The organism is Conexibacter sp. CPCC 205762 (assembly GCF_030646155.1).
Classification (GTDB): Bacteria; Actinomycetota; Thermoleophilia; order Solirubrobacterales; family Solirubrobacteraceae; genus Conexibacter.
This window is the reverse complement of record NZ_JAUTDN010000001.1, coordinates 380,742-401,915: the sequence shown is the minus strand read 5'-3', so window position 1 is coordinate 401,915 and position 21,174 is coordinate 380,742. Positions and strand designations below refer to the sequence as shown.

General features: G+C 71.0%; 19 protein-coding genes and 1 riboswitch. Of the genes, 6 read left to right on the top strand and 13 right to left on the bottom strand.

What is annotated here, in order from left to right; genetic code table 11:
- Positions 1-278: 278 nt before the first annotated feature.
- Both Q7L73_RS01860 and thrC read right to left on the bottom strand, forming a co-directional pair.
- Complete coding sequence (locus Q7L73_RS01860; RefSeq protein ID WP_304688708.1) at positions 279-551, bottom strand: ubiquitin-like small modifier protein 1; 273 nt, start codon at positions 549-551, stop codon at positions 279-281.
- Positions 551-1,786 (bottom strand): threonine synthase, encoded by a 1,236-nt coding sequence (gene thrC, locus Q7L73_RS01855; protein WP_304688705.1) that lies wholly within the window; start codon positions 1,784-1,786, stop codon positions 551-553. Before thrC ends, Q7L73_RS01860 begins: the two co-directional genes overlap by 1 nt.
- A gap of 51 nt (positions 1,787-1,837) precedes the next feature.
- Positions 1,838-1,945: riboswitch (SAM riboswitch) on the bottom strand.
- 142 nt (positions 1,946-2,087) lie between these two features.
- On the opposite strand from thrC, the gene corA reads away from it, so the two are divergent.
- The 4 genes from corA to Q7L73_RS01835 are packed head-to-tail and all read left to right on the top strand — an operon-like array spanning position 2,088 to position 5,730.
- Complete coding sequence (gene corA, locus Q7L73_RS01850) at positions 2,088-3,086, top strand: magnesium/cobalt transporter CorA (RefSeq protein WP_304688703.1); 999 nt, start codon at positions 2,088-2,090, stop codon at positions 3,084-3,086.
- Positions 3,087-3,144: 58 nt separating this feature from the next.
- A complete protein-coding gene (locus tag Q7L73_RS01845; RefSeq protein WP_304688701.1) occupies positions 3,145-4,125 on the top strand; it encodes a diacylglycerol kinase family protein in 981 nt (326 codons plus the stop codon).
- A gap of 4 nt (positions 4,126-4,129) precedes the next feature.
- Positions 4,130-5,047, top strand: coding sequence for a hypothetical protein (locus tag Q7L73_RS01840; RefSeq protein WP_304688699.1), 918 nt, complete (start codon positions 4,130-4,132; stop codon positions 5,045-5,047).
- Between the two features lie 44 nt (positions 5,048-5,091).
- The gene (locus tag Q7L73_RS01835; RefSeq protein ID WP_304688697.1) at positions 5,092-5,730 is read left to right on the top strand and encodes a hypothetical protein; all 639 of its coding nucleotides are present in this window, start codon (positions 5,092-5,094) and stop codon (positions 5,728-5,730) included.
- Between the two features lie 25 nt (positions 5,731-5,755).
- Here the strand turns inward: Q7L73_RS01835 and Q7L73_RS01830 are convergent, their stop codons facing one another.
- Positions 5,756-8,029, bottom strand: coding sequence for a bifunctional (p)ppGpp synthetase/guanosine-3',5'-bis(diphosphate) 3'-pyrophosphohydrolase (locus Q7L73_RS01830; protein WP_304688695.1), 2,274 nt, complete (start codon positions 8,027-8,029; stop codon positions 5,756-5,758).
- A 65-nt stretch (positions 8,030-8,094) separates the two neighbouring features.
- Positions 8,095-10,638, bottom strand: a complete 2,544-nt coding sequence (recJ, locus tag Q7L73_RS01825) for a single-stranded-DNA-specific exonuclease RecJ (protein ID WP_304688692.1) — start codon at positions 10,636-10,638, stop codon at positions 8,095-8,097.
- 112 nt (positions 10,639-10,750) lie between these two features.
- Here recJ and Q7L73_RS01820 point away from each other — a divergent pair, with 112 nt between their 5' ends.
- Positions 10,751-12,001, top strand: coding sequence for a GNAT family N-acetyltransferase (locus Q7L73_RS01820; protein WP_304688690.1), 1,251 nt, complete (start codon positions 10,751-10,753; stop codon positions 11,999-12,001).
- A 90-nt stretch (positions 12,002-12,091) separates the two neighbouring features.
- Here Q7L73_RS01820 and Q7L73_RS01815 read toward each other — a convergent pair whose 3' ends face one another.
- The 7 genes from Q7L73_RS01815 to Q7L73_RS01785 all read right to left on the bottom strand — a co-directional run bounded on the left by Q7L73_RS01815 (position 12,092) and on the right by Q7L73_RS01785 (position 18,945).
- A complete protein-coding gene (locus tag Q7L73_RS01815; RefSeq protein WP_304688687.1) occupies positions 12,092-12,379 on the bottom strand; it encodes a hypothetical protein in 288 nt (95 codons plus the stop codon).
- The gene (gene secD, locus Q7L73_RS01810) at positions 12,379-15,351 is read right to left on the bottom strand and encodes a protein translocase subunit SecD (RefSeq protein WP_304688685.1); all 2,973 of its coding nucleotides are present in this window, start codon (positions 15,349-15,351) and stop codon (positions 12,379-12,381) included. Before secD ends, Q7L73_RS01815 begins: the two co-directional genes overlap by 1 nt.
- Before the next feature lie 12 nt (positions 15,352-15,363).
- The gene (locus Q7L73_RS01805) at positions 15,364-15,813 is read right to left on the bottom strand and encodes a PAS domain-containing protein (protein ID WP_304688683.1); all 450 of its coding nucleotides are present in this window, start codon (positions 15,811-15,813) and stop codon (positions 15,364-15,366) included.
- Positions 15,814-15,952: 139 nt separating this feature from the next.
- Entirely contained in the window at positions 15,953-16,975 is a 1,023-nt protein-coding gene (ruvB, locus tag Q7L73_RS01800) for a Holliday junction branch migration DNA helicase RuvB (RefSeq protein ID WP_304688680.1), read from the bottom strand.
- Positions 16,972-17,565, bottom strand: coding sequence for a Holliday junction branch migration protein RuvA (ruvA, locus tag Q7L73_RS01795; protein ID WP_304688678.1), 594 nt, complete (start codon positions 17,563-17,565; stop codon positions 16,972-16,974). Before ruvA ends, ruvB begins: the two co-directional genes overlap by 4 nt.
- A complete protein-coding gene (ruvC, locus tag Q7L73_RS01790) occupies positions 17,562-18,056 on the bottom strand; it encodes a crossover junction endodeoxyribonuclease RuvC (RefSeq protein WP_304688676.1) in 495 nt (164 codons plus the stop codon). Before ruvC ends, ruvA begins: the two co-directional genes overlap by 4 nt.
- A gap of 136 nt (positions 18,057-18,192) precedes the next feature.
- Positions 18,193-18,945 (bottom strand): YebC/PmpR family DNA-binding transcriptional regulator, encoded by a 753-nt coding sequence (locus Q7L73_RS01785; RefSeq protein ID WP_304688674.1) that lies wholly within the window; start codon positions 18,943-18,945, stop codon positions 18,193-18,195.
- Positions 18,946-18,985: 40 nt separating this feature from the next.
- Between Q7L73_RS01785 and Q7L73_RS01780 the strand changes: the two genes are divergently transcribed.
- Positions 18,986-19,393: a plastocyanin/azurin family copper-binding protein gene (locus Q7L73_RS01780; protein ID WP_304688672.1), complete on the top strand. Its 408-nt coding sequence runs from the start codon at positions 18,986-18,988 to the stop codon at positions 19,391-19,393.
- Between the two features lie 22 nt (positions 19,394-19,415).
- Here Q7L73_RS01780 and Q7L73_RS01775 read toward each other — a convergent pair whose 3' ends face one another.
- On the bottom strand, positions 19,416-20,414 hold the full coding sequence (locus Q7L73_RS01775; RefSeq protein ID WP_304688670.1) for an NAD(P)-dependent oxidoreductase: 999 nt from the start codon (positions 20,412-20,414) through the stop codon (positions 19,416-19,418).
- Complete coding sequence (locus tag Q7L73_RS01770) at positions 20,411-21,169, bottom strand: sugar phosphate nucleotidyltransferase (RefSeq protein ID WP_304688668.1); 759 nt, start codon at positions 21,167-21,169, stop codon at positions 20,411-20,413. The genes Q7L73_RS01775 and Q7L73_RS01770 overlap by 4 nt, the downstream gene beginning before the upstream one ends.
- Positions 21,170-21,174: the final 5 nt, after the last annotated feature.

The window sequence follows — 21,174 nt, the reverse complement described above, 5'->3', positions numbered from 1 at the left end:
GCCGAGCGTGGGAAACGTAACATCCGGGAACCTCCCAATCCCCAGCCTCAAAGGCCAGCGGATGATCGTATGAACCGTTACCCGTCGATCATCGACCAGAGAAACGGTTACTTGATGGTCAGGGCTTCCTGACTGACCGAAAGTATGCCCCCGGACCGCTGGTGCACCGCTTTTTGTGCAGGATGATGGAGCTTCCGCTATGAAAAACGGCGGCCAATGGCCGCCGTCTGGCGCGTCGGAACTTCTCTTTCCGGAGCGACGAAGCTCCGGCGTCCGGCTCAGCCGCCGGCGACCGCCGGCAGGATCGTCACCTCGTCGCCGTCGGAGACGGACGTCTCGAGGCCGTCGAGGAAGCGGATGTCCTCGCCGCCGATGTAGACGTTGACGAAGCGGCGCAGGCCGCCGTCGTCGGCGATCCGCTCGCGCAGCTCACCGAACTCGGCGTAGAGCGCGTCGAGCACCTCGCCGACGGTCGTCCCGTCGACGCTCGCCGTCGACGCGCCGCCGGTGGCGGCGCGCAGCTGCGTCGGGATCTTCACCGTGACGGCCATCAGGCGGCCACCGCGCCGGGGACCTTCGCCTCGAAGGCGTCGTAGGTCGCGTCGATCTCATACGTCTCGAACGTGCCGCGGACGGTGTCAAGCGTCTTCAGGCCCTCGCCGGTGATGACGGCGACGACTCTCTCGGACGGGTCGATGTCGCCGCGCTCGGCGAGCTTCTTCAGCACCGCCGTGGTGACGCCGCCGGCCGTCTCGGTGAAGATGCCGGTCGTCTCCGCCAGCAGCTTGATGCCGGCGCGGATCTCGTCGTCGGTGACCGAGTCGACCGAGCCGCCGGTGCGACGCGCCAGCTCGACGGCGTACGGGCCGTCGGCCGGGTTGCCGATCGCGAGCGACTTGGCGATCGTGTCCGGCTTGACCGGGCGGCAGATGTCGGTGCCCTCGGCGAACGCGGTCGCGACCGGCGAGCAGCCGAGTGCCTGGGCGCCGTTCATCACCGGCACGGTGCCGTTGACGAGGCCCAGCTCGATCCACTCCTCGAAGCCCTTCGCGACCTTCGTGAAGAGCGAGCCGGAGGCGATCGGCGCGACGATCCGGTCCGGGATCGCCCAGCCGAGCTGCTCGGCGATCTCGTACGCGATCGTCTTCGAGCCCTCGGAGTAGTAGGGCCGCATGTTGATGTTGACGAACGCCCACTCGTGCTCGCCCGCGATCTCGGTGCAGAGACGGTTGACGTCGTCGTAGTTGCCTCTGACGGCGACCAGGTGGGTGCCGTAGACGCCGGTCGCGAGGATCTTCTGCTCCTCGAGGTTCGACGGGATCAGCACGTAGGAGTCGAGCCCGGCCGCGGCGGCGTGGGCGGCGACGGCGTTCGCGAGGTTGCCGGTCGAGGCGCACGCGATCGTCTGGTAGCCCAGCTCCTTCGCACGCGCGAGCGCGACGGCGACGACGCGGTCCTTGAACGAGTGCGTCGGGTTGGCGGCGTCGTTCTTGATCCAGACCTCGCCCAGGCCGAGCTTCTCGGCCAGCCGGTCGGCGCGCAGCAGCGGCGTCCAGCCGGCGGGAAGCGTGTCGCGCGGCGGCGCCTGCGTCAGCGGCAGGAAGTCGCGGTAGCGCCACAGCGAGTGCGGGCCGGCCTGTATGCGCCGGCGCAGCTCCTCGGTGTCGATCTCGCCGGCGGGCGCGTAGGCGACCTCCAGCGGGCCGAAGCAGCGCTCGCAGACGTACTTCGCCTCGAGCGGGTAGACGGCCTTGCATTCCTTACAAGTCAGTGACTCTGGCGGCATATGAAAAAACCTCCGCCGGGTTTCCGTGGCAGAGGTCTGAAGAACCGCCGAACCACATCTCCCAGGCTTGTTGCTTGCCTGATGGAATTGGCACCTTCCCCTTGCGGGGGGTTGCCGGGGCTTCGTAGGGCCATAACCCTCCACCCCTCTGGATGCGTACTGCTATGTGCCGCGAAGTATACGCAGGCCTGTGACGAAGCTGCAATCCGGCGTTCCGAAAATTGCGCAGAGCGGGGTAGAATGCAAGACATGCCGTACGAGACGCACGCCAGCGAACAGCTCAGCGACGAGCCGCGAAGTCATGCCGAGCATGCCAAAGCCGCGCTTCTCGCCCGTGCGCCGTGGTCGCGGCGCCGTCGCGCTGCCGCCCGTCGAGCCTGAGTCCCGCCAGCCCGAGATCGTCGAGGCCCGCGGCGTCCGCTGGGTCAACATCGAGGAGCCGCGGTCGAGCCACCGCGCCTGGATGGAGGAGCGCTTCGACTTCCATCCGCTCGACTACGAGGACGTCAACTCGCGCAACCAGCGGCCCAAGATCGACGAGTACGACGACTACCTCTTCATCGTCCTCTACTTCCCCCGCTTCGACAAGCAGGTCGGCCGTCTCAACGCCGCCGAGCTGGACCTCTTCATCGGGCCGGACTACCTGATCACGCTGCCCAACCAGCCGCTGCAGCCGGTCGAGTACCTGTTCGAGCGCCTGCGCCAGAACGACGAGCTGCGCGAGAACTGGTTCGGCAAGGGCACCGGCTACCTGCTCTACAAGATCATCGACGCCTGCGTCGATGCGAGCTTCCCGATGCTCGCGAAGATGGGCAACAAGCTCGAGCGCGTCGAGGACGAGATCTTCGCCGGCAACTCGGCCGAGGTCGTGCGCGACATCTCCAACGTCAAGCAGGAGATCATCAACTTCCGCAAGGTCGTGCGGCCGCAGCGCGCCGTCTTCGGCGACATGGAGCGCACCAAGCAGCGCTACCTGGCCGAGGACATGGACGTCTACTTCGACGACATCAACGACGCCTCCGAGCGGATCTGGCAGATGCTGGAGACGTACAAGGAGACGGTCGAGGCGCTGGAGGCGACCAACGAATCGGTCCTCTCGCACCAGCTCAACGACGTCCTGCGCGTGCTGACCGTGCTGAGCGTCGTGTTCCTGCCGCTGACGCTGATCGCGTCGATCTTCGGCATGAACGTGCACGTCCCCGGCGAGGGTGCGATCGAGCCGTTCTGGGTCGTGATCGGCGTGATGCTGGCGGTCGGCGGCGCGATGATCGCGTTCTTCCGCAAGCGGCGCTGGCTGTAGCCGCGCCCTCCCTTCACGGGCGCGTAACACCGACCGCATGGCGGAGTACAAGAGAACTGTGACCGCCACCGATTTCGACTCGCTCGAGCGCCTTGCCGGGACGTTCGGGTCGACGAAGCCGAGCAAGCGCATGCTCGTGATCGTCAACCCGTACGCGACGACGGTGTCCGACCGGCTCAAGCACCTCGTCGTCTACGCGCTCCAGGGCCGCTATCAGGTCGACTCGGTCGAGACCGAGGCGCGCGGCCACGCGACCGAGCTGTGCCGCGAGGCGGCGCAGGAGGGCTACGACGTCGTCTGCGCCTTCGGCGGCGACGGCACCGTCAACGAGGCCGCCAACGGCCTCGCCGGCTCCGACACGCCGCTGACCTGCCTCCCCGGCGGTTCGACCAACGTCTTCGCGCGGATCCTCGGGATACCGAACGACGTCGTCGACGCGACCGAGCACCTGCTGCGGCTGGCCGACACGTTCGAGCCGCGCGCGATCGACCTCGGCGTCGTCAACGACCGCCGCTTCCTCTTCACCGCCGGCATCGGCCTCGACGCCAGCGTCACCCGCCGCGTCGACGCGCGGCCGAGGCTGAAGGCCCGCTTCGGCCCCTGGTTCTACAGCGTCGCGGCCGTCTCGGCCTTCAACCGCGACTACGTCGTCAGGCCCCCGCGCCTGGTCGCCGACGTCGACGGAACGCAGATCGAGGGCGTCACCGCGATGGTCCAGAACACGACGCCCTACACCTACTTCGGCAGACGACCGATCGAGCTGGCCGAGGGCGTCGCGCTCGACGACGGCACGCTCGCCGGCGTCGTGCTGCAGCGCGCCAGCCTGATCGACATGCCGACGGTCACCTTCCGCGCGCTGGTCGAGAACGCCCGCATCGTCAAGCACCGCCGCGTCGCCGGCTTCTCCGGCGCGAACGAGGTGACGATCAGATCGCGCGACGAGCGCGAGCTGCCGCTGCAGGTCGACGGCGACTACCTCGGCTTCGTCCCCGAAGCCCGCTTCTGGGCCGACCACAAGGCCCTCAAGATCATCGCCTGACCTCGTGCGAGGCCTTCTCCCCGCCCTCCTCGCAGCGGTCGTCTCCGCCGGCGCCGCGACGGCGCATGCGGCCAGACCGACGATCGCCGGCTGCCCCGTCCTGAACCCCAGCTCCGCCTGGAACCAGCGGGTCGACCGCGCCCCTGTCGCGCGCGACAGCCAAAAGCTCATCGCCAGCATCGGCCTGACCAGCGGCTTCCACGCCGACTTCGGCTCCGGCCGCTGGGACGGCGGGCCGATCGGGATCCCGTACACGGTCGTCGGCGGCGGGCAGCGGCGGGTGAAGGTCTCGTTCGACTACGCCGGCGAGTCCGACCGCGGCCGCTATCCGATCCCGCCGAAGGCGCCGATCGAGGGCGGCGCGGGAGCCGACGGCGACCGCCACGTGCTCGTCGTCGACAAGCGCGCCTGCAAGCTCTACGAGCTGTTCGACGCCCACCCGCTCGGCGGCGGCGCGAGCTGGAAGGCCGGCTCCGGCGCGATCTTCGACCTGCGCAGAGGCGACCTGCAGCGCACCCGCGGCTGGACCTCGGCCGACGCCGCCGGCCTGCCGATCCTGCCCGGCCTCGCCCGCTACGACGAGGTCGCCGCCGGCGCGATCGAGCACGCGCTGCGCTTCACCGCGCCGCGCACCCGCGCCGCCTTCCTCGCGCCGGCGCAGCACTTCGCCTCCGACTCGAGCGACCGCGCGCTGCCGCCGATGGGCCTGCGCGTCCGCCTCAAGCGCTCGGTCAGCCTCCGCGGCCTGCCGCCGCAGGCACGCGTGATCGCCGTCGCGATGCAGCGCTACGGCCTGCTGCTGGCGGACAACGGCTCGCCCTGGTACGTCAGCGGCGTTCCCAGCCCCCGCTGGGACAACGACCAGCTCCACGCCCTCGACCGCCTCACCGGCCGCGACTTCGAGGTCGTTGCGCCGCGCTGACCGACTACGCTCGCTCCTTCGCACCATAAAAAGGAGGGGTAGTGATGCAGGTACGAGTCTTCCGCTCGACCGTCGTCGTCGCGTCTGTCGCGATCGCCGCCGGGTTGAGCGCAGGGACGGCTGCCGCGAGCGGCACCCACCCCGACACCGTCGGCAACCCTGGCTCGGTCACGCTCGTGGCCGCACCCGCCTCGATCGACATAATCAGCGCCCCGAGATCGATCGGCTGCTCGAGCGTCGCGATCCCGGTCAGTGTCGACAGAGCCGGCGCGGCGACCGTCGCTGCTGCGGCAACCGCCTTCAGATCGTGCGCGCTAAACGGCGTGGTCGTTACCGTCACGCAGCCGGCTGCCTGGAGCGGGAGCTTCCGTCACCTAGACGACGCCTCGGGCAACGTCGCCGTCGCCACGCTCGACCTCGGCAGCACGCTGCAGGTCGCCAGTCTCGGCTGCAGCTTCTCGCTGCTCGGATCGATCCTAGGCGACCGCACGGTCGGGCCGGTCGGCCACGGCGTCACCGTCTCGGTGCCGTCGCTCGCGCTGCCGGCCTCGCTACGGCCGTGGACCCTGGTGGTGAGCGCGACGAGCGGGGCGTCCTGCCCGCTGCTAGGCGTGACGGTCGGGCTACAAGCGCAGATCAGAGGCAGCTTCGCGCTGTCGCCTGCGCTCTCGATCAGAGGATGAGGAGGGCGCGCGGCGCGGGCGCTGATCAGGCGCCCGCGCCGGGCGTCACGCGGTAGGCGTCGAAGACCGCCTCGATGTTGCGCAGGCGGGTGATCGTGGTGTCGAGCGTCTTGGTGTCGGCGACCTCGATCACGAAGCGGTTGCGGATCATCGGCGGGTTCGACGTGCAGCGGGCGTCGACGATGTTGATCCCCGCCTCGCTGAACGTGCGCGCGAGGTCTTCCAGCAGGCGGTGCCGGTCCCAGCCGTCGATGTGGATCTCGACCTTGAACGAGGTCGCCGCCTCGCCGTCCCAGGAGACGGGCGTGAAGCGGTCGGGATCCTTGCGCAGGACGGCGACGTTGGGGCAGTCCTCGCGGTGGATCGTGATGCCGCGCCCGAGCGAGACGTAGCCGACGATCTGGTCGCCCGGCACCGGGCGGCAGCACTTCGCCAGCCGCAGCATCACGTCGCCGACGCCGTCGACGGAGATGCCGAAGCTGGTCGAGGAGGTCGTCGGGCGGCGCTCGCGCTGCGGGTTGGTCTTCAGCAGGTCGTCGGCAGCGGTCGGCGTGCCCTCGGCGGCCTCGCCCTGCTTCAGCCGCTGCATCACCTTGTTGACGACGGTTCTCGGCGAGACCTTCGCGGCGCCGAGGGCGATGTAGAACTCGTCGCCCTTGCGGAAGCCCATCTCGCGGATGATGTCCGCCAGCAGCGGCGAGCCGACGATCCGCTGCGCCGGCAGGCCCTGCTTCTTCAGGTGCTCCTGCAGCAGCTCGCGGCCGGCGTGCTCGGTGTCCTTGCGCGACTCGCTCTTGAACCACTGCTTGATCTTGTTGCGCGCACGAGTCGTCTTGACCAGCGCCAGCCAGTCGCGCGAAGGGCCGCGCTCGCGCTTGGAGGTGAGCACCTCGACGATGTCGCCGGAGCGCAGCTCGTAGGAGAGCGGGACGATCTTGCCGTTGACCTTCGCGCCGACGCAGCGGTGGCCGACGTCGGTGTGGACCTCGTAGGCGAAGTCCAGCGGCGTCGCGCCGGCCGCCAGCGACTTGACCTCGCCCTTCGGCGTGAAGACGAACACCTCGTCCTCGAAGAGGTCGACCTTCAAGGTGTCCATGAACTCCTTGGGGTCCGACATCTCCTGCTGCCAGTCGAGCAGGCGGCGCAGCCACTTCAGCTTGCCGTCGCTCTCGTTGGCGGTCGGGTCCTGCTTGTAGATCCAGTGCGCGGCGATGCCGAACTCGGCCATGTCGTGCATCTCGCGGGTGCGGATCTGGATCTCCAGCGGCCGCCCCTCGGGCCCGATCACGGTCGTGTGCAGCGACTGGTACATGTTGAACTTCGGCATCGCGACGAAGTCCTTGAAGCGGCCGGGCAGCGGCTTCCAGAGCGAGTGGATGACGCCGACGGCGCCGTAGCAGTCCTTCACCGAGTCGACGATCACGCGCATCGCGGTGAGGTCGTAGATCTCGTTGAACTCCCGGCCCTTTCTCGTCATCTTCGAGTAGATCGAGTAGAAGTGCTTGGCGCGGCCGGAGATCTCGGCGTGGATGCCGAGCGCGTCCAGCTCGCGCGCGACGAAGGCGCCGGCCTCGTTGACGTAGCGCTCGCGCTCGGCGCGCTGCTGGTTGACGAGGCCCTTGATCTCGTTGTACTTGCGCGGATGGAGGGTCGCGAAGGCGAGGTCCTCCAGCTCCCACTTGATCGCGTGGATGCCGAGCCGATGCGCGATCGGCGCGTAGATGTCGAGCGTCTCCTTCGCCTTCTCGATCTGCTTCTGCTTCGACATCGCCTCGATCGTGCGCATGTTGTGCAGGCGATCGGCGAGCTTGATCAGGACGACCCGGATGTCCGAGGCCATCGCGACCATCATCTTGCGGTAGTTCTCGGCCTGCGCCTCGTCGCGCGACTGGAAGGTCAGGCCGGTGAGCTTCGTGACGCCGTCGACGAGCCCGGCGATCTCCTCGCCGAACTTCTCCGTCACGTCCTCCAGCGAGGCGGTCGTGTCCTCGACGGTGTCGTGCAGCAGCGCGGCGCAGAGCGTCTCGGTGTCGAGCCGCATGCCGGCGCAGATCTTCGCCACCCCGACCGGGTGGATGATGAACTCCTCGCCCGACTTGCGGCGCTGGTCGGCGTGGTGCTCGCAGGCGTAGACGAACGCCCGCTCGACCTCCTCGCGATCGATCTCCAGCGGGCTCTCGGCGGCGTGCTCCTCGACGATCGCGAAGAGGTCGCCGAGCAGCTCGCGCTCGGACGCGGACAGGCCGGCCGACTCGACGGGAGCGGGCTGCAGCGGGTGGTCGACGCCGTCGACCGGCATGCGGCCGATCTCGCTCTCCCCGTGAGCGACCGCGACCTCACCGTTGACGCGACCGTTGGTCCGCGTCAGGCGGGTGGTGCGTCCGTTGGTGTCGTTGCCGTCTCGAGCAGAAATCGCTGGCCGTCCTCGTATCGCGCGTTCGCGGCCCGGAAGGTCGGTGAGCGGTCGAGCTCGGTGCGCTCGCCGCTGACGACCGTCAGGGCCGGCAGATCCCGGTCGAGGCTGACGAGCTCCAGCTCCTCGAGGATCGCCACCAGCCGGGCGGCCACATGGACCGAACGACCGTGCCCATCCCCGCGGAGAAGACGCCCGAGCTCCTCGCCGCCCACCCCGCCGCGGTCCCGAAGGGCCCGGTAGAGCGGCACGAGCGCAGCACGAATGCCGTACTCCGACTCATGGATCTGCTGTGCAAATCGTAGCTCAGCGTCACCCCAGGTCAGATGCGTCCACGTCTGGCCGTCGCTGCGGCCGGCGGCGCGCATGCGCGCATCCTGCATCCGCGAGGCCGGCGGATCGAGCACGACGACCTGGTCGAAGCCCGCGCCGAGGGCCGGATCGCGCTCCAGCGCGGTGTGCGAGCAGAGCGCGAAACCGCCGGCACGGCCGGCCAGTCCCTCGATCCGGCGGGGCACGTCGGCGCACAGCGCGAGCACGCTGGAGCCGCCGGCGACGAGGTCGTACAACAGCGCCAGGCCGCCTTCGCCGCGACGGTCGGCGATCAGGCCGTAGGCGGCCGGCGACGGCGCGGCGGCGAGCGCCGTCGGATCGCGGCGCGCGCGGATCGCGTCGGCCTCCGCCATGCAGTCGGCCAACCAAGCACTTGGTTCAGTGGACGGCTCGCCCAGCAGCTCGATCGGCCGCGGCTGCGAGACGGTCGCGTGGCGCAGCAGCAGGCGCGGCTCGACGGCGCCGTTCCACTCGTTGCGCTCCAGCCGGAAGGTCGCGTCGGCGGGGACGTGCTCGGGCACCGGCAGCCTGCCGTCGCAGCCGAAGGCGACGGCGCGGAAGCGGGCGCCGCCGGCGCTGACGGAGAAGCGCGCATGTCTGCCCTCCTGCCCCATCGTCCGCAGCTCGTCGAACTCGGCGCCGGGGACGAGCAGCGTGACAGCCGGGTTGCCGATCCCGCACGGCTGCAGCCGCGCCAGCTCGTCGGCGAGCGGCAGCCCCAGCTGGCGGCCGCCGACGACGGCGTCGACCCGCTCGACCGGGACCAGGTCCTCCGGCGTCAGCGTCACGGCCGCGTGTGCCTCGAACGCCTCGCGCAGCCGCTCCACCTGGGCCGCCTCGATCGTCACGCCGGCGGCGGCGCGATGGCCGCCGTAGCGCTCCAGCAGCGGCGCGCAGGCGTGCAGCGCGCCGAGCAGGTCGAAGCGCGGGATCGAGCGGCCCGAGCCGGTGCCGGAGCCGCTCTGCGGATCGAGCGCGATCAGCAGCGCCGGGCGGCCGGTTCTCTCGACCACTCTGGAGGCGACGATCCCGATCACGCCCGGGTGCCAGCCCTCGCCGGCGAGCACGTACGCCGGCCGCTCGCCCAGCTCGCGCACCTGCTGCTCGGCCTCCCACAGGATCCGCTGCTCGGTCAGCCGCCGCTCGGCGTTGGCGTGGTCGAGCTCGTCGGCGATTCTGGCGGCGCGGTCGGCGTCCTCGGTCAGCAGCAGCTCGACGCCGGCGTCGGCACGGTAGAGGCGGCCGGCGGCGTTGATCCGCGGCGCCAGGCGGAAGCCGACGGCGCTCGCGTCGAGCCCGCTCGGGTCGACTCTGGAGATCTTCATCAGCGCCCGCAGGCCGGGCTTGCCGGTCGAGGCGAGCGTGCGCAGGCCGGCGCGCACGAGCGTGCGGTTCTCCCCCCGCAGCGGCACCAGGTCGGCGACAGTCGCGAGCGCGACGAGGTCGAGGTCCTCGTCCGCTGCGGCCGGATCGCCCCCGGAGGCATTGTGCAGCGCCTGTGCGAGCTTGTAGGCGACGGCGCCGGCGCAGAGGTCGGGGCACGGGTAGCCGCACAGCGCCGGGTGGACGATCGGCGCATCCGGCAGCCTGCCGTCGGCACGCGGCTGGTGGTGGTCGGTGACGACGACGTCCAGGCCGGCTGCGCGGGCGGCGGCGACCTCCTCGACGGCGGTGATCGCGCAGTCGACGGTGATCAGCAGGCGCGTGCCGCGCGCGGCGAGCTTCTCGACGGTCGCGAGCGCGAGGCCGTAGCCGTCGTCGACGCGGCTGGGCAGGAACCAGTCGACGTCGGCGCCGAGCTGGCGCAGCGCCCGCAGCAGGATCGCGGTCGCGGTGACGCCGTCGACGTCGTAGTCGCCGTGGATCGTGATGCGGCTGCCCGCGCGGACATGGCCGAGGATCGTCTCGACCGCCGTCTCGATCCCGGCGAACTGCGAGAAGTGGTGGCGCTCGTCGGCCGCGAGGAAGGCGCGTGCGGCCTCCGGATCGCCGTAGCCGCGCCGCACCAGCACCTGCGCGAGTGTGCGGCTGCAGCGCAGCGCGGTCCGCAGCGCCTCGACGGCGGCCGGATCGCACGGCGCCAGCTCCAGCCGCCGGGCCGGCAGCTGCGCTTCCGGCGTGAGCGGGAGAGCGGCGGCGGGTGGCGGGAGGGTCGCGGACACAGCGAGACCACGTTACGCGCCGAGCCGGATGCGACGGATCCCGGTGCGGGCGGCGGGGCGCGGCGGGCGCGTGCTGCCGAGGTCGCGGCGGCGGCGCGTTAGCCTCGATGACGTGCCCTCCCCCACGATCACGTACAGACCGCTCGACGAGACGACCTTCGACGCCTTCGGCGAGAACCTCGACCTCGCCTTCCACGAGGAGGCGTGGGCCGCGATCCGCGACCGCACGCGCGTGCTGCTGCCGCTGGAGCGGACGCTCGCCGCGTTCGACGGCGACCGGCTCGTCGGCACCTCCGGCGTCTACGAGCAGCGGATCTCGATCCCCGGCGGCGAGCTGCCGTGCGCCGGGGTGACCGTCATCACCGTCGCCCCCACCCACCGCCGCCGCGGGATCCTGACCGCGATGATGAGCGGGCTGCTGGAGCAGGCGCAGGCGCACGACGAGCCGATCGCGTCGCTGTGGGCCGCCGAGGGCGGCATCTACGAGCGCTTCGGCTTCGGCGTCGCCTCACGCCGGGTCCGCTTCAGACTGCCCGGCCGCGGCGCCGCCCCGCGTGCGCCCTTCGCGGGCGCCGGCAGCGGCCCCGACGGCCTGCGGATCGAGCTGTTGCCGCTCGACGGCGCAGGTCCGCTGCTCGCGCCGGTCTGGGCGCGGATGCGCGGGCAGCGGCCGGGTGTGCCGGCGCGCACGCCCGACTGGTGGGCCTGGCGGATCCTCGCCGACCCGCGGGAGGACCGTCACGGCGCGCTCCCGAAGCGGCTCGCGGTCGCCTTCGACGGTGACGGCGACGCGCGCGGCTACGCGCTCTACCGCGCGAAGAGAAGCGGCGGCGACGAACTGGAGCTGCTGGAGCTGATCGCGCCCGACCGCGATGCGGAGGCGGCGCTGTGGCGCTACCTCGGCTCGATCGACCTGATCGCCTCGATCGACGCCTCCGACCGCCCGGTCGACGACCCGCTGCCGTTCCGCTTCGACGACTGGCGCCAGCCGTGGCCGGCGATCGCGGAGTGGCCGGACGCGATGTGGCTGCGGCTGCTCGACCTGCCGGCGGCGCTGCAGGCGCGCAGCTGGAACGGCCCGCTCGACGTGACGCTGGAGGTCGCCGACCGGCGGCTGGCGCGCAACGCCGGCCGCTGGCGCCTGCAGGTGACGGCCGACGGCGCGGCCCGCTGCGCGCCCGCCGACGGCGACGCCGACCTCGCGCTCGACGTCGCGACGCTCGGCGCCGCCTATCTCGGCGGCACGACGCTGACGACGCTCGCCGACGCCGGCCGCGTCGCCGAGCTGACCCCGGGCGCGCTCGCGCGGCTCGACCTCGCGCTGCACGTCCCGCGGGCACCCTGGACGCCGGAGTTCTTCTAGCGCCCCGAGGCCGCGCCGCGGCTCCGCCGAAACGACGACGCGCCCCGTCTCCGGGGCGCGTCGCTCACAGCTGGATCTGTCTCAGAGGACTCAGGCGGCGTCGACCGGGCTGAAGCCCGACTTTCTCTCGCGCCGCAGGCCCTCCGCGTAGCAGAGCCCGAGGCCGATCAGCGCGCCCGGCACGCCCTCGGCCGAGGTCAGGATCGACGTGTCGTCGTTGCCCGGGACCGTGAAGCCGTTGACGATCAGTCCGAAGATGATCGCCCCGAACATCGCGGCCAGGAAGGCGCCGACGATGCCGCCCCAATAGTGGTCGGGCAGGAAGATCGTGAAGTGCCAGATGGCAAGTCCGATCATCACCCACACGAGCATGCCCATCAGCGCGGCCTCCCATGACGGCGTCTGGCAGCCGATCTTCTGGGCTGCTTCACCATCCCGTCGTTCTCAGGTTCGTCGGGCGCACGCCCGTCTGGATAGTTCGCCGGCTCCTCCGGCTCCGCGGGCTCCGGCGTCGCCGCCGGGGGCTCGGGGGTCGCCGTCGCGCTGCGCGTGCGACGCGGCGGGCGCGTGACCGCAGCGGCGCTGTTGTCGACGTCGAGGTCGCGCTTCATCTGCTCGAACTCGTCGGCGCTGACGGCACGCTCGGGATCGTCGGGCGAGGTCAGGCGGCCGCGGCGGCGGGTCTTCCGCTCCGGCTCGACGTCGATCGGGGCGCCCGCCGTCGCGAGCGCGTACGGCGGCACGACCCCGCCGTTCTCCGCCTTGATGCGGCGACGACGGGTCGTGTAGACCTGCTCGCGCTCCTTCCAGTGCCACAGCACCGGACCGGCGATGAAGACCGACGAGTACGCGCCGGAGAGCACGCCGACGAGCAGTGCGAAGGCGAAGTCCCGCAGCGTGTCGCCGCCGAAGATCATCAGCGCCAGGATCGGGATCGCCGTCGACAGGGACGTCACCAGCGATCGCGTCAGCACCTCGGACATCGAGCGGTTGACGATCTGCGAGAAGGCGGCTCGCGGCATGCGCGGCATGTTCTCGCGGATTCGGTCGAACACGATGATCGTGTCGTAGAGGGAGTAGCCCAAGACGGTCAAGAGCGCCGCGACCGTCGACGCCGTCACCTCCCGGCCCGTCAACGCGTAGATGCCGGACACGATCAGCACGTCGTGTGCGACGGCGATCAGGACCGGGACCGCGAATCTCCACTGGAAGCGGAGCGCGATGTAGGCCGAGATCACCAGCAGCGAGGCGATGATCGCGACGATCGCGTTGTTCGCGACGGTCTTGCCGAAGGTCGGCCCGACCGACGAGGCGGTGAAGTTCTGGACTCCGCCGAAGTCTCTCGTCAGCTCGGCTCTGACTCTCTCGACGTCCTGCGGCTTGAGCTCCTCGGTCGAGATCTGCACGACGTTGTCGCCCAGCTCTCTGTTCGTGACTCTCTGGATCTTCGCGTCCGACGCGCCGACCGCGGCCAGCGAGGCGCGCAGGTCGCCTTCGGAGGCGGGCTGCGACAGCGCGGTCGTGATGCGGGTGCCGGAGGTGAAGTCGATGCCGAAGTTGAGGCCCTTCGCGCCGATCGCCAGCGCGCAGATCAGGAGGATCACGCCGGAGAGCGAGAAGAACCATCTCGAAAGACCCATGAAGTCGGTCTTCCATCTGTGGCCCTCGCCACTGGCGCCGAGCGCCGACGGGCGGCCGAGGAGTCTCGTTCTGCCCATCGTCGTGAGTATCGCCTGCGTCGCGAGCACGGCCGTGAAGAGCGACACGAGCGTGCCGACGCCGAGCGTGAAGGCGAAGCCCTTCACCCCTGCCGTGGCGAGGATGAAGATGATGAACGCGACCATCACGGTCACGACGTTGGCGTCGATGATCGCGGTCAGGCCCTTGCGGTAGCCGGTCGAGATCGCGGCCGGGACGGAGCGTCCGGCGCGTACCTCTTCTTTCACGCGTTCGAAGATGACGATGTTCGCGTCTGCCGCTACGCCGATCGTGAGGATCACGCCGGCGATGCCTGGCAGCGTCATCGTGATCGGGACGAGCTTGATCAGCGCGTAGAAGTACACGCCGTAGATCAGCAGGGCCACGGTCGCGATCACGCCGAGGATGCGGTAGAAGGTGATCAGGAAGCCGGCGACGAGGATCAGGCCGACGATGCCGGCGACCAGGCCCTCGTGGAGCGCCTGCTTGCCGAGCGTCGCGGAGACCTGCGACTGCGAGATCAGCTCGAGCCCGATCGGGAGCGCGCCGAGCTTCAGCAGGTCGGCGAGGTCCTGCGCGCTCTGGATCGTGAAGCCGCCCTCGATGATCGCGCCGTTCTCGCCGTCGATGCCGTCAGGCAGGCGGTTCGGGTCGATCGAGGCGACCGAGATCAGCTTTCCGTCGAGCGCGACGGCGAAGTGCTGGGCGACGAGCGCCGGCGAGGTGCCGGGCAGCGCGAGGCTCTGGCCGCGCTGCGAGATCTCGCGCGTGACTCTCTGGAAGGCGTTCTTGCCTCTGTTCGTGAATCTGAACTCGACGTCGGGCTGCTGCGACTGGTTGAACCCCTGCTGCGGATCCTTGATGTCGCTGCCGGAGAGCGCCACGCTGTCGCGCAGGACGTAGAAGCGCGCCAGCGGGTCGTCGGCCTCGGTCGGCGCCGCGCCCGAACGGGTCGTCGTCGACTGCAGCACGACCCAGCCCTGCGGCACCGTCAGCACCTCGCTGCCCGCGGGCAGCGACGTCGCTCTGTTCGGGAGCGCCGCGATCAGGTCGGCTTCCGACTTCTCCGGACCAGCCAGATATCTATGGTCTCTGTCGAAGAGGTAGTAGGCGCTGCCGCTGCGCGAGCCCGCTCTCACGTCGGTCGACGGATCCTGTCTCGACGCGAGCTTGACCGCCTCGTAGAGCGGCTGGCCGCGCGACGAGCTGCCGCCGTTCTGGCTGATGGCCGTCGCCGTCTGATCCTGCGACGTCAGCAGCGGCGCGACGAATCTGCCGTCGGGCGTGAGGACGTTCGCTTCCCAGTCGTAGAAGAACAGCTGGGCCGGCGTGCCGACCTGGTTCTTCGCCCGCTCGATGTCGTTGACCGCCGGCAGGCCGACGGAGATCTGGTTCGAGCCGGCACGCTGGATCTCGGGCTCCGCGACGCCGAGCTGGTCGACGCGCTTGCGGATGATCTCGACCGCGCGGTCGACGTCGGAAGCGGTGACTCTCGGAACCTGCGGGGTCGGCTCGCCCTGGTAGACGAGCTCGACGCCGCCCTCGAGGTCGAGGCCGAGCTTGGTGTCCTTTGTCGCGATGACGATTCCGGACGCGCAGAGGAGCCCGAGGACAAGAAGAAGGATGAGGCCGGTGCGGCGACGTGGGTTCATTTGGTCGGGATGCTACTTGGAGGGAGTGAGCACGAGCAGCAAACCGCCGTCGTCGTCGTATGCAGGAAAGAGGTCGGCCACGGCCTGGGCCGGGATGTCGCCCTCGGCGTTCACGGTCACCGGTCTCCCTAGAGCGCGCACGCCCCATTCGAGCACCGTTCCAACCGGGTCGTCGCCGTTGGCGAAGTCGAGGCCGAGGACCTCTCTGACAGAGCGGCCGATGACCCTCTCGTCGTCGAGCCCGGTCAGCTCGAACGAGCCGCGCCCGCATCCGATCACGCGACCTTCGCGGTCGCAGACGAAGAAGGCGGCGTTCGGCGCCGGGTAGTAGTCGTCGAGCAGCTCGAAGAGGAAACCGAAACCGCACTTCGAGCAGCCCTTCGGCACGCGCGAGAAACCGGCCGTGCGGTCGGTCTCGGACGTGCGGTTGCCGCAGTTCGGGCAGATGAAGAGATGGGCCATCGCGTGCCTAGGATACGTGTGTCGCACTGAAGCGCGGGTTGGGAACTGTTCAAGCCAACCTAAAGCGCTCCCGGCACGTTTCCGAAGTTCGGCGTGCTGGCGCCGATCGCGCCGTGCGAGCGCTCCGCGAACGTGCGTGTCAGAACAGCTTGACGCCTTCCGCGGGCGGCTCGATGCCGAGATGCGCCCATGCTCGCCGGGTCGCGACGCGGCCGCGCGGCGTGCGCTCGATCAGACCCCGTTGGAGCAGGTACGGCTCGTAGACGTCCTCGACCGTGTCCTGCTCCTCGCCGACCGCGACGGCGAGCGTCGAGAGGCCGACCGGTCCGCCGCCGAACATCTCGCAGATCGCGCGCAGCAGCTCGCGGTCGAGCCGGTCGAGGCCCTCGTGGTCGACCTGCAGCAGGTCGAGCGCGTGGGCGGCGATCGCCTCGGTCACGACGCCGTCGCCGCGCACCTCGGCGTAGTCGCGCACGCGCTTGAGCAGGCGGTTGGCGACGCGCGGCGTGCCGCGGCTGCGGGCGGCGATCGCGCGTGCGCCGGGCTGCTCGATCTCGATTCCCAGCAGCGACGCCGAGCGCGTCACGATCCGGCCGAGGTCGTCGGGCCCGTAGTGCTCCAGCCGGTGCTGGATGCCGAAGCGGTCGCGCAGCGGCGTCGTCAGCAGGCCGGCGCGCGTCGTCGCGCCGATCAGCGTGAACGGCGGCAGGTCGAGCGTCACGACGCGCGCCCCCGCCCCCTGGCCGACGGTGATCGGCAGCTGGCCGTCCTCCATCGCCGGGTAGAAGGTCTCCTCCAGCGCTCGCGGCAGGCGGTGGATCTCGTCGACGAAGAAGACCGCGCGCGGCTCCAGCGCCGTCAGGAACGCCGCCACGTCGCCCTTGCGCTCCAGCGCCGGGCCGGCCGTCTGGATGAACGGGACGTTCAGCTCCTCGGCGACGATCTGCGCCAGCGACGTCTTGCCGAGCCCGGGCGGGCCGGCGAGCAGCACGTGGTCGAGCGCGTCGCCGCGCGCGGCGGCCGCCTCGATCGAGACGTGCAGCTGCTCGCGCACCGTCTCCTGGCCGACGAAGTCGCCGAGCCGCTTCGGCCGCAGCGAGCGCTCGGCGGCGTCGTCCTCCTCCGGCAGCGCGCCCGGCGTCTGGATCCGCCCGCTCGTCATCTGCGGGCCGTCCGCAGCGCGTGCGCGATCAGCTCTTCAGCGGTCGTGCCGGGCGCTCTGGCGAGCAGCCTGTCGGCCTCCTCGAGCGAGAAGCCGAGCCCGAGCAGGCCGTCGCGCGCGAACGTGCGCGGGTCGTCGGAGGGGTTCGCCGAGAGCGCGTCGTCGGGGACCGAGGCGCCGGCCTTCGAGCGCAGCTCGACGATGATCCGCTCGGCCGTGCGTCTGCCGATCCCGGGAACCGCCTGGAAGCGTCTGACGTCGCCGGCCGCGAGCGCCGACAGCAGCTCGCGCGGGGAGCCGCCCGACAGCACCGCGAGCGCGATTCTGGGGCCGACCGACTGCACGCCGAGCAGCATCAGGAAGAGGTCGCGCTCCTCCTCGGTCGCGAAGCCGTACAGCTGCATCGCGTCCTCGCGGACGACCATGTGGCTGTGCAGCATCACCTGCTTGCCGACGGCCGGCACCTGCTTGAGCGTCTCGCCGGAGACCGCCAGCCGATAGCCGACGCCGCCGGCGTCGATCACGACCTCGCCCCCCGCCGGCGGGGCAGGCCTGCGCCCGGCGACCTCGCCGCGCACGAGCGCGATCACGCCGTCACCATCGCGGCGGCCAGCGGCGCGCGGTTGGCGTGGCAGATCGCGACCGCGAGCGCGTCGGCGGCGTGGTCGGGCCGCGGCAGCTCGGTCAGCGACAGCAGCCGCTGGACCATCTGCTGGACCTGCAGCTTGTCGGCCCGGCCGGAGCCGCAGACGGCGTTCTTGATCTGTTGCGGCGTGTAGGAGCTGCACGGCAGCCCGGCCTGGCCGGCGGCCAGCAGCACGACCCCGCGCGCCTGGCCGACCTGCATCGCCGACCTCGCGTTGGCGCCGAAGTAGAGGTCCTCGATCGCGACCGCGACCGGCGCGTGCTCGGCGATCAGCTCGCCGACGCGGGCGTGGATGGCGGTCAGCCGCCGCTCCAGCGGCAGGCCGGCGGCGGTCTCGATCACGCCGCCGTCGAGCGCGACGGTGCGCCCGCGCCGGCTCGCGACGACGCCGAAGCCGGTGTTGGCGGTGCCGGGATCGATGCCCAAGACGATCATCTGTTCGTATTCTGCGCGACCGGCCGGACGCCTGCCGACCTGTCCTCGCCGCGCCTGGCGGTGTCCTCGGTCGCTCGTGGGCTGGCGCCCACCACGCTCCCTGCGTCCTTGCCAGGCACGACGATGACGGCGTCGGTCACCCCGCGATGCGCTCGAGCACTTCTGCGTCGACGTCGAAGTTCGCGTGGACCTCGTTGACGTCGTCGTTGTCGTCGAGCGCGTCCAGCAGTCTCATCAGCTTCGTCGCGCCGGCCTCGTCGAGCTCGACGCGCGTCTTCGGGCGCTGCGTCACCTCGGCGTTCTGGATCTCGACCTCGGCCGCCTCCAGCGCTCTGCGCACGCCGGCGAGGTCGGACGGCTCGGTCAGGATCTCGAAGACCTCGTCCTCGTCCTGCACGATGTCGAGCGCGCCGGCGTCGATCGCGACCATCAGGTCGTCCTCGGAGTATCTGTCGGCGTCGACGACGATCACGCCCTGTCTGTCGAACAGGTAGGCGACCGAGCCGGGCTCGCCGAGCGAGCCGCCGTGCTTGGAGAGCATGTGGCGGACGTCCGCGCCGGTGCGGTTGCGGTTGTCGCTCAGCGCCTCGATCAGCAGCGCGACGCCGCCGGGGCCGTAGCCCTCGTAGAGGATCGACTCGATCGCGTCGGCGTCGGCGCCCTCGCCGGTGCCCTTCGCGATCGCGCGCTCGATGTTGTCCTTCGGCATCGAGGCGTCCTTCGCCTTCTGGACGGCGTTGGCGAGCGTGGCGTTCAGCTCCGGATCGCCGCCGCCCTCACGCGCCGCGACGGTGATCGCGCGCGCGAGCTTCGTGAAGGCCGCGCCGCGTCTCGCGTCGACGATCGCCTTCTTGTGCTTGATTCCAGCCCACTTCGAATGTCCGGCCATGACCGTCATTCTATGTGGCCGTCCGACGAAAGTGGTTCCCATGCAGCGTTCTCTCCCCCTTCTGCTCGTCCTCGCCGCCGGTGCGCTCGCGCTGGCCGGCTGCGGCGGCGACGACTCAGGCTCCGGCTCCAGCGCCAGCACGGGCGCCGCGACCGCGCCCGCGACGACCTCCACCGACGCGGCCGCCGCCGCCGGCGGCGACGTCGAGGTCAAGATGCAGGCGATCGCCTACAGCCCGCAGACGATCACCGTCAGACCGGGGACGAGAATCACCTGGGTCAACGAGGACGACGTGCTGCACGACGTCGTCTCGACCGAGGGCGAGAGAATCGAGTCGAGACTGTTCCCGAAGGGCGACAGCTTCTCCTTCACGCCGACGAGAAGCGGCCTGATCCACTACGTCTGCACGATCCACCCGGGGATGGAAGGCAACATCACCGTCGAGTAGCCGCGCCACGCGGCGCTCGTCCTCAGGCGAGCGCCTGCGGATGCGCCCGGTACCAGGCGACCGTGCGTTCGAGCCCCTCGTCGAGCCCGACCGCCGGCGCCCAGCCGGTCAGCGCGCGCAGCTTCGCCGGGTCGACGTACTGACGGTCGATCTCGCCGGCCGGCGTGCCGGCGCCGCGGATCTCCGGCTCGACGTCGGTGCCGGCGATCCGGCAGATCCGCGCGACGACGTCGCGGACCGCGTGCGGCGCCCCGCCGCCGGCGTTGAACGCCTCGCCGCGGGCGCGCGGCGCGGCGCCGGCCGGCAGCGCGCCGTCGGCGTCGAGCGCGTCGGCCAGCTGCAGGTAGGCGGCGACCGCGTCCTCGACGTAGAGGAAGTCGCGCTCGGGCGTGCCGTCGGAGCGGATCACCGGCGCACGGCCGGCGAGCGCGGCGCCGATCGCCTCCGGCACCAGCCGCGAGCGGTTGAGGTCGCCGCCGCCGTAGAGGTTGGCGAAGCGCGTGACCGCGACCGGCAGGCCGTAGGTGTGCCAGTAGGAGCGCGAGATCAGGTCGGTCGCGGCCTTGCTGACGTCGTACGGGAAGCGCGGCTCGAGCGGATGGTCCTCGCGGTAGGGCAGTGTCGCGCTGGCGCCGTAGGCCTTGTCGGAGGCGGCTACGACGACCCGCCGCGCGCCGTGCAGGCGGCAGGCCTCCAGCAGCAGCCAGGTGCCGCGCACGTTCGTCTCGAAGGTCGCCAGCGGCGAGCGGTTGGCGGTCCCGACGATCGTCTGCGCGGCGAGGTGGAAGACGCTGTCGACCTCGTACTCGCCGAGCGCGCGGGCGACGAGGCCCGGATCGGTCAGGTCGCCGTGGACGACGTCGAGCGCGCCGGCGGCGGGGCCGTCGAGCAGCAGCGCGCTGCGCGGCGTGCGGTCGCGCTGCAGCACGACGACGCGGTCGCCGCGCGCGACCAGCGCTCTCACCAGCCAGGCGCCGAGCAGGCCGTAGGCGCCGGTGACGAAGACGGTCGAGCCGCTCATGCGCGCGCTCCCGCGCGAGCGGCGTGCCACGGCGCCTCGCCCGACGCCCACAGGTCGTTCAACAGGATCGCGTCCTTGTACGTGTCCATGCAGTCCCAGAAGCCCTCGTGTCTGCGCGCCCGCAGCGTGCCGGCGGCGGCCAGCCGCTCCAGCGGCTCGCGCTCCAGCACGCTGTCCTCCTCCAGCAGCTCCAGCAGGCGCGGCTCGAAGCAGAAGAAGCCGCCGTTGACCCACTGCTGCGCGCGCGGCTTCTCGCGGAAGCCGGTGACGCGGCCGGCGGCGTCGATCTCGGTGACGCCGAACTGCAGCTGCGGCCGCACGACCGTCATCGTCGCGATCGCGCCCTCCGCCGCGTTGGCGGCGTGCTCGGCGACCAGCTCGCGCAGGTCGACGTCGGCGACGCCGTCGGCGTAGGTGGCGCAGAACGGCTGCCCCGCGGGAACGCCGTCGGGATGCAGCAGCGCCTGTCGGACGCGGCCGCCGGTCGGCGTGTCGAGGCCGGTGTCGAGACAGCGCACCTCGACGCCGCGCGGCCATGGCTGGGCGGCGGCGAAGCGCTCGATCAGCTCGCCCTTGTAGCCGGTGCAGAGGAGGAAGCGGCGGAAGCCGTAGGCGAGGTACTGCTCGATCACGTGCCAGACGATCGGCCGCCCGCCGATCTCCACCAGCGGCTTGGGAATCGACTGCGTGTGCTCCTGCAGCCGCGTGCCCCGCCCGCCGCAGAGGATCACCACGCTCAGCTCGGCCGGCTCCATCGGCG

Coding starts and splice junctions, on each gene's coding strand:
- Q7L73_RS01860 (WP_304688708.1), bottom strand. CDS start 551: ATGGCCGTCACGGTGAAGATCCCGACGCAGCTGCGCGCCGCCACCGGC.
- thrC (WP_304688705.1), bottom strand. CDS start 1,786: ATGCCGCCAGAGTCACTGACTTGTAAGGAATGCAAGGCCGTCTACCCG.
- corA (WP_304688703.1), top strand. CDS start 2,088: ATGCCGAGCATGCCAAAGCCGCGCTTCTCGCCCGTGCGCCGTGGTCGC.
- Q7L73_RS01835 (WP_304688697.1), top strand. CDS start 5,092: ATGCAGGTACGAGTCTTCCGCTCGACCGTCGTCGTCGCGTCTGTCGCG.
- Q7L73_RS01830 (WP_304688695.1), bottom strand. CDS start 8,029: ATGCCGGTCGACGGCGTCGACCACCCGCTGCAGCCCGCTCCCGTCGAG.
- Q7L73_RS01815 (WP_304688687.1), bottom strand. CDS start 12,379: ATGGGCATGCTCGTGTGGGTGATGATCGGACTTGCCATCTGGCACTTC.
- secD (WP_304688685.1), bottom strand. CDS start 15,351: ATGAACCCACGTCGCCGCACCGGCCTCATCCTTCTTCTTGTCCTCGGG.
- Q7L73_RS01805 (WP_304688683.1), bottom strand. CDS start 15,813: ATGGCCCATCTCTTCATCTGCCCGAACTGCGGCAACCGCACGTCCGAG.
- ruvB (WP_304688680.1), bottom strand. CDS start 16,975: ATGACGAGCGGGCGGATCCAGACGCCGGGCGCGCTGCCGGAGGAGGAC.
- ruvC (WP_304688676.1), bottom strand. CDS start 18,056: ATGATCGTCTTGGGCATCGATCCCGGCACCGCCAACACCGGCTTCGGC.
- Q7L73_RS01785 (WP_304688674.1), bottom strand. CDS start 18,945: ATGGCCGGACATTCGAAGTGGGCTGGAATCAAGCACAAGAAGGCGATC.
- Q7L73_RS01780 (WP_304688672.1), top strand. CDS start 18,986: ATGCAGCGTTCTCTCCCCCTTCTGCTCGTCCTCGCCGCCGGTGCGCTC.
- Q7L73_RS01775 (WP_304688670.1), bottom strand. CDS start 20,414: ATGAGCGGCTCGACCGTCTTCGTCACCGGCGCCTACGGCCTGCTCGGC.
- Q7L73_RS01770 (WP_304688668.1), bottom strand. CDS start 21,169: ATGGAGCCGGCCGAGCTGAGCGTGGTGATCCTCTGCGGCGGGCGGGGC.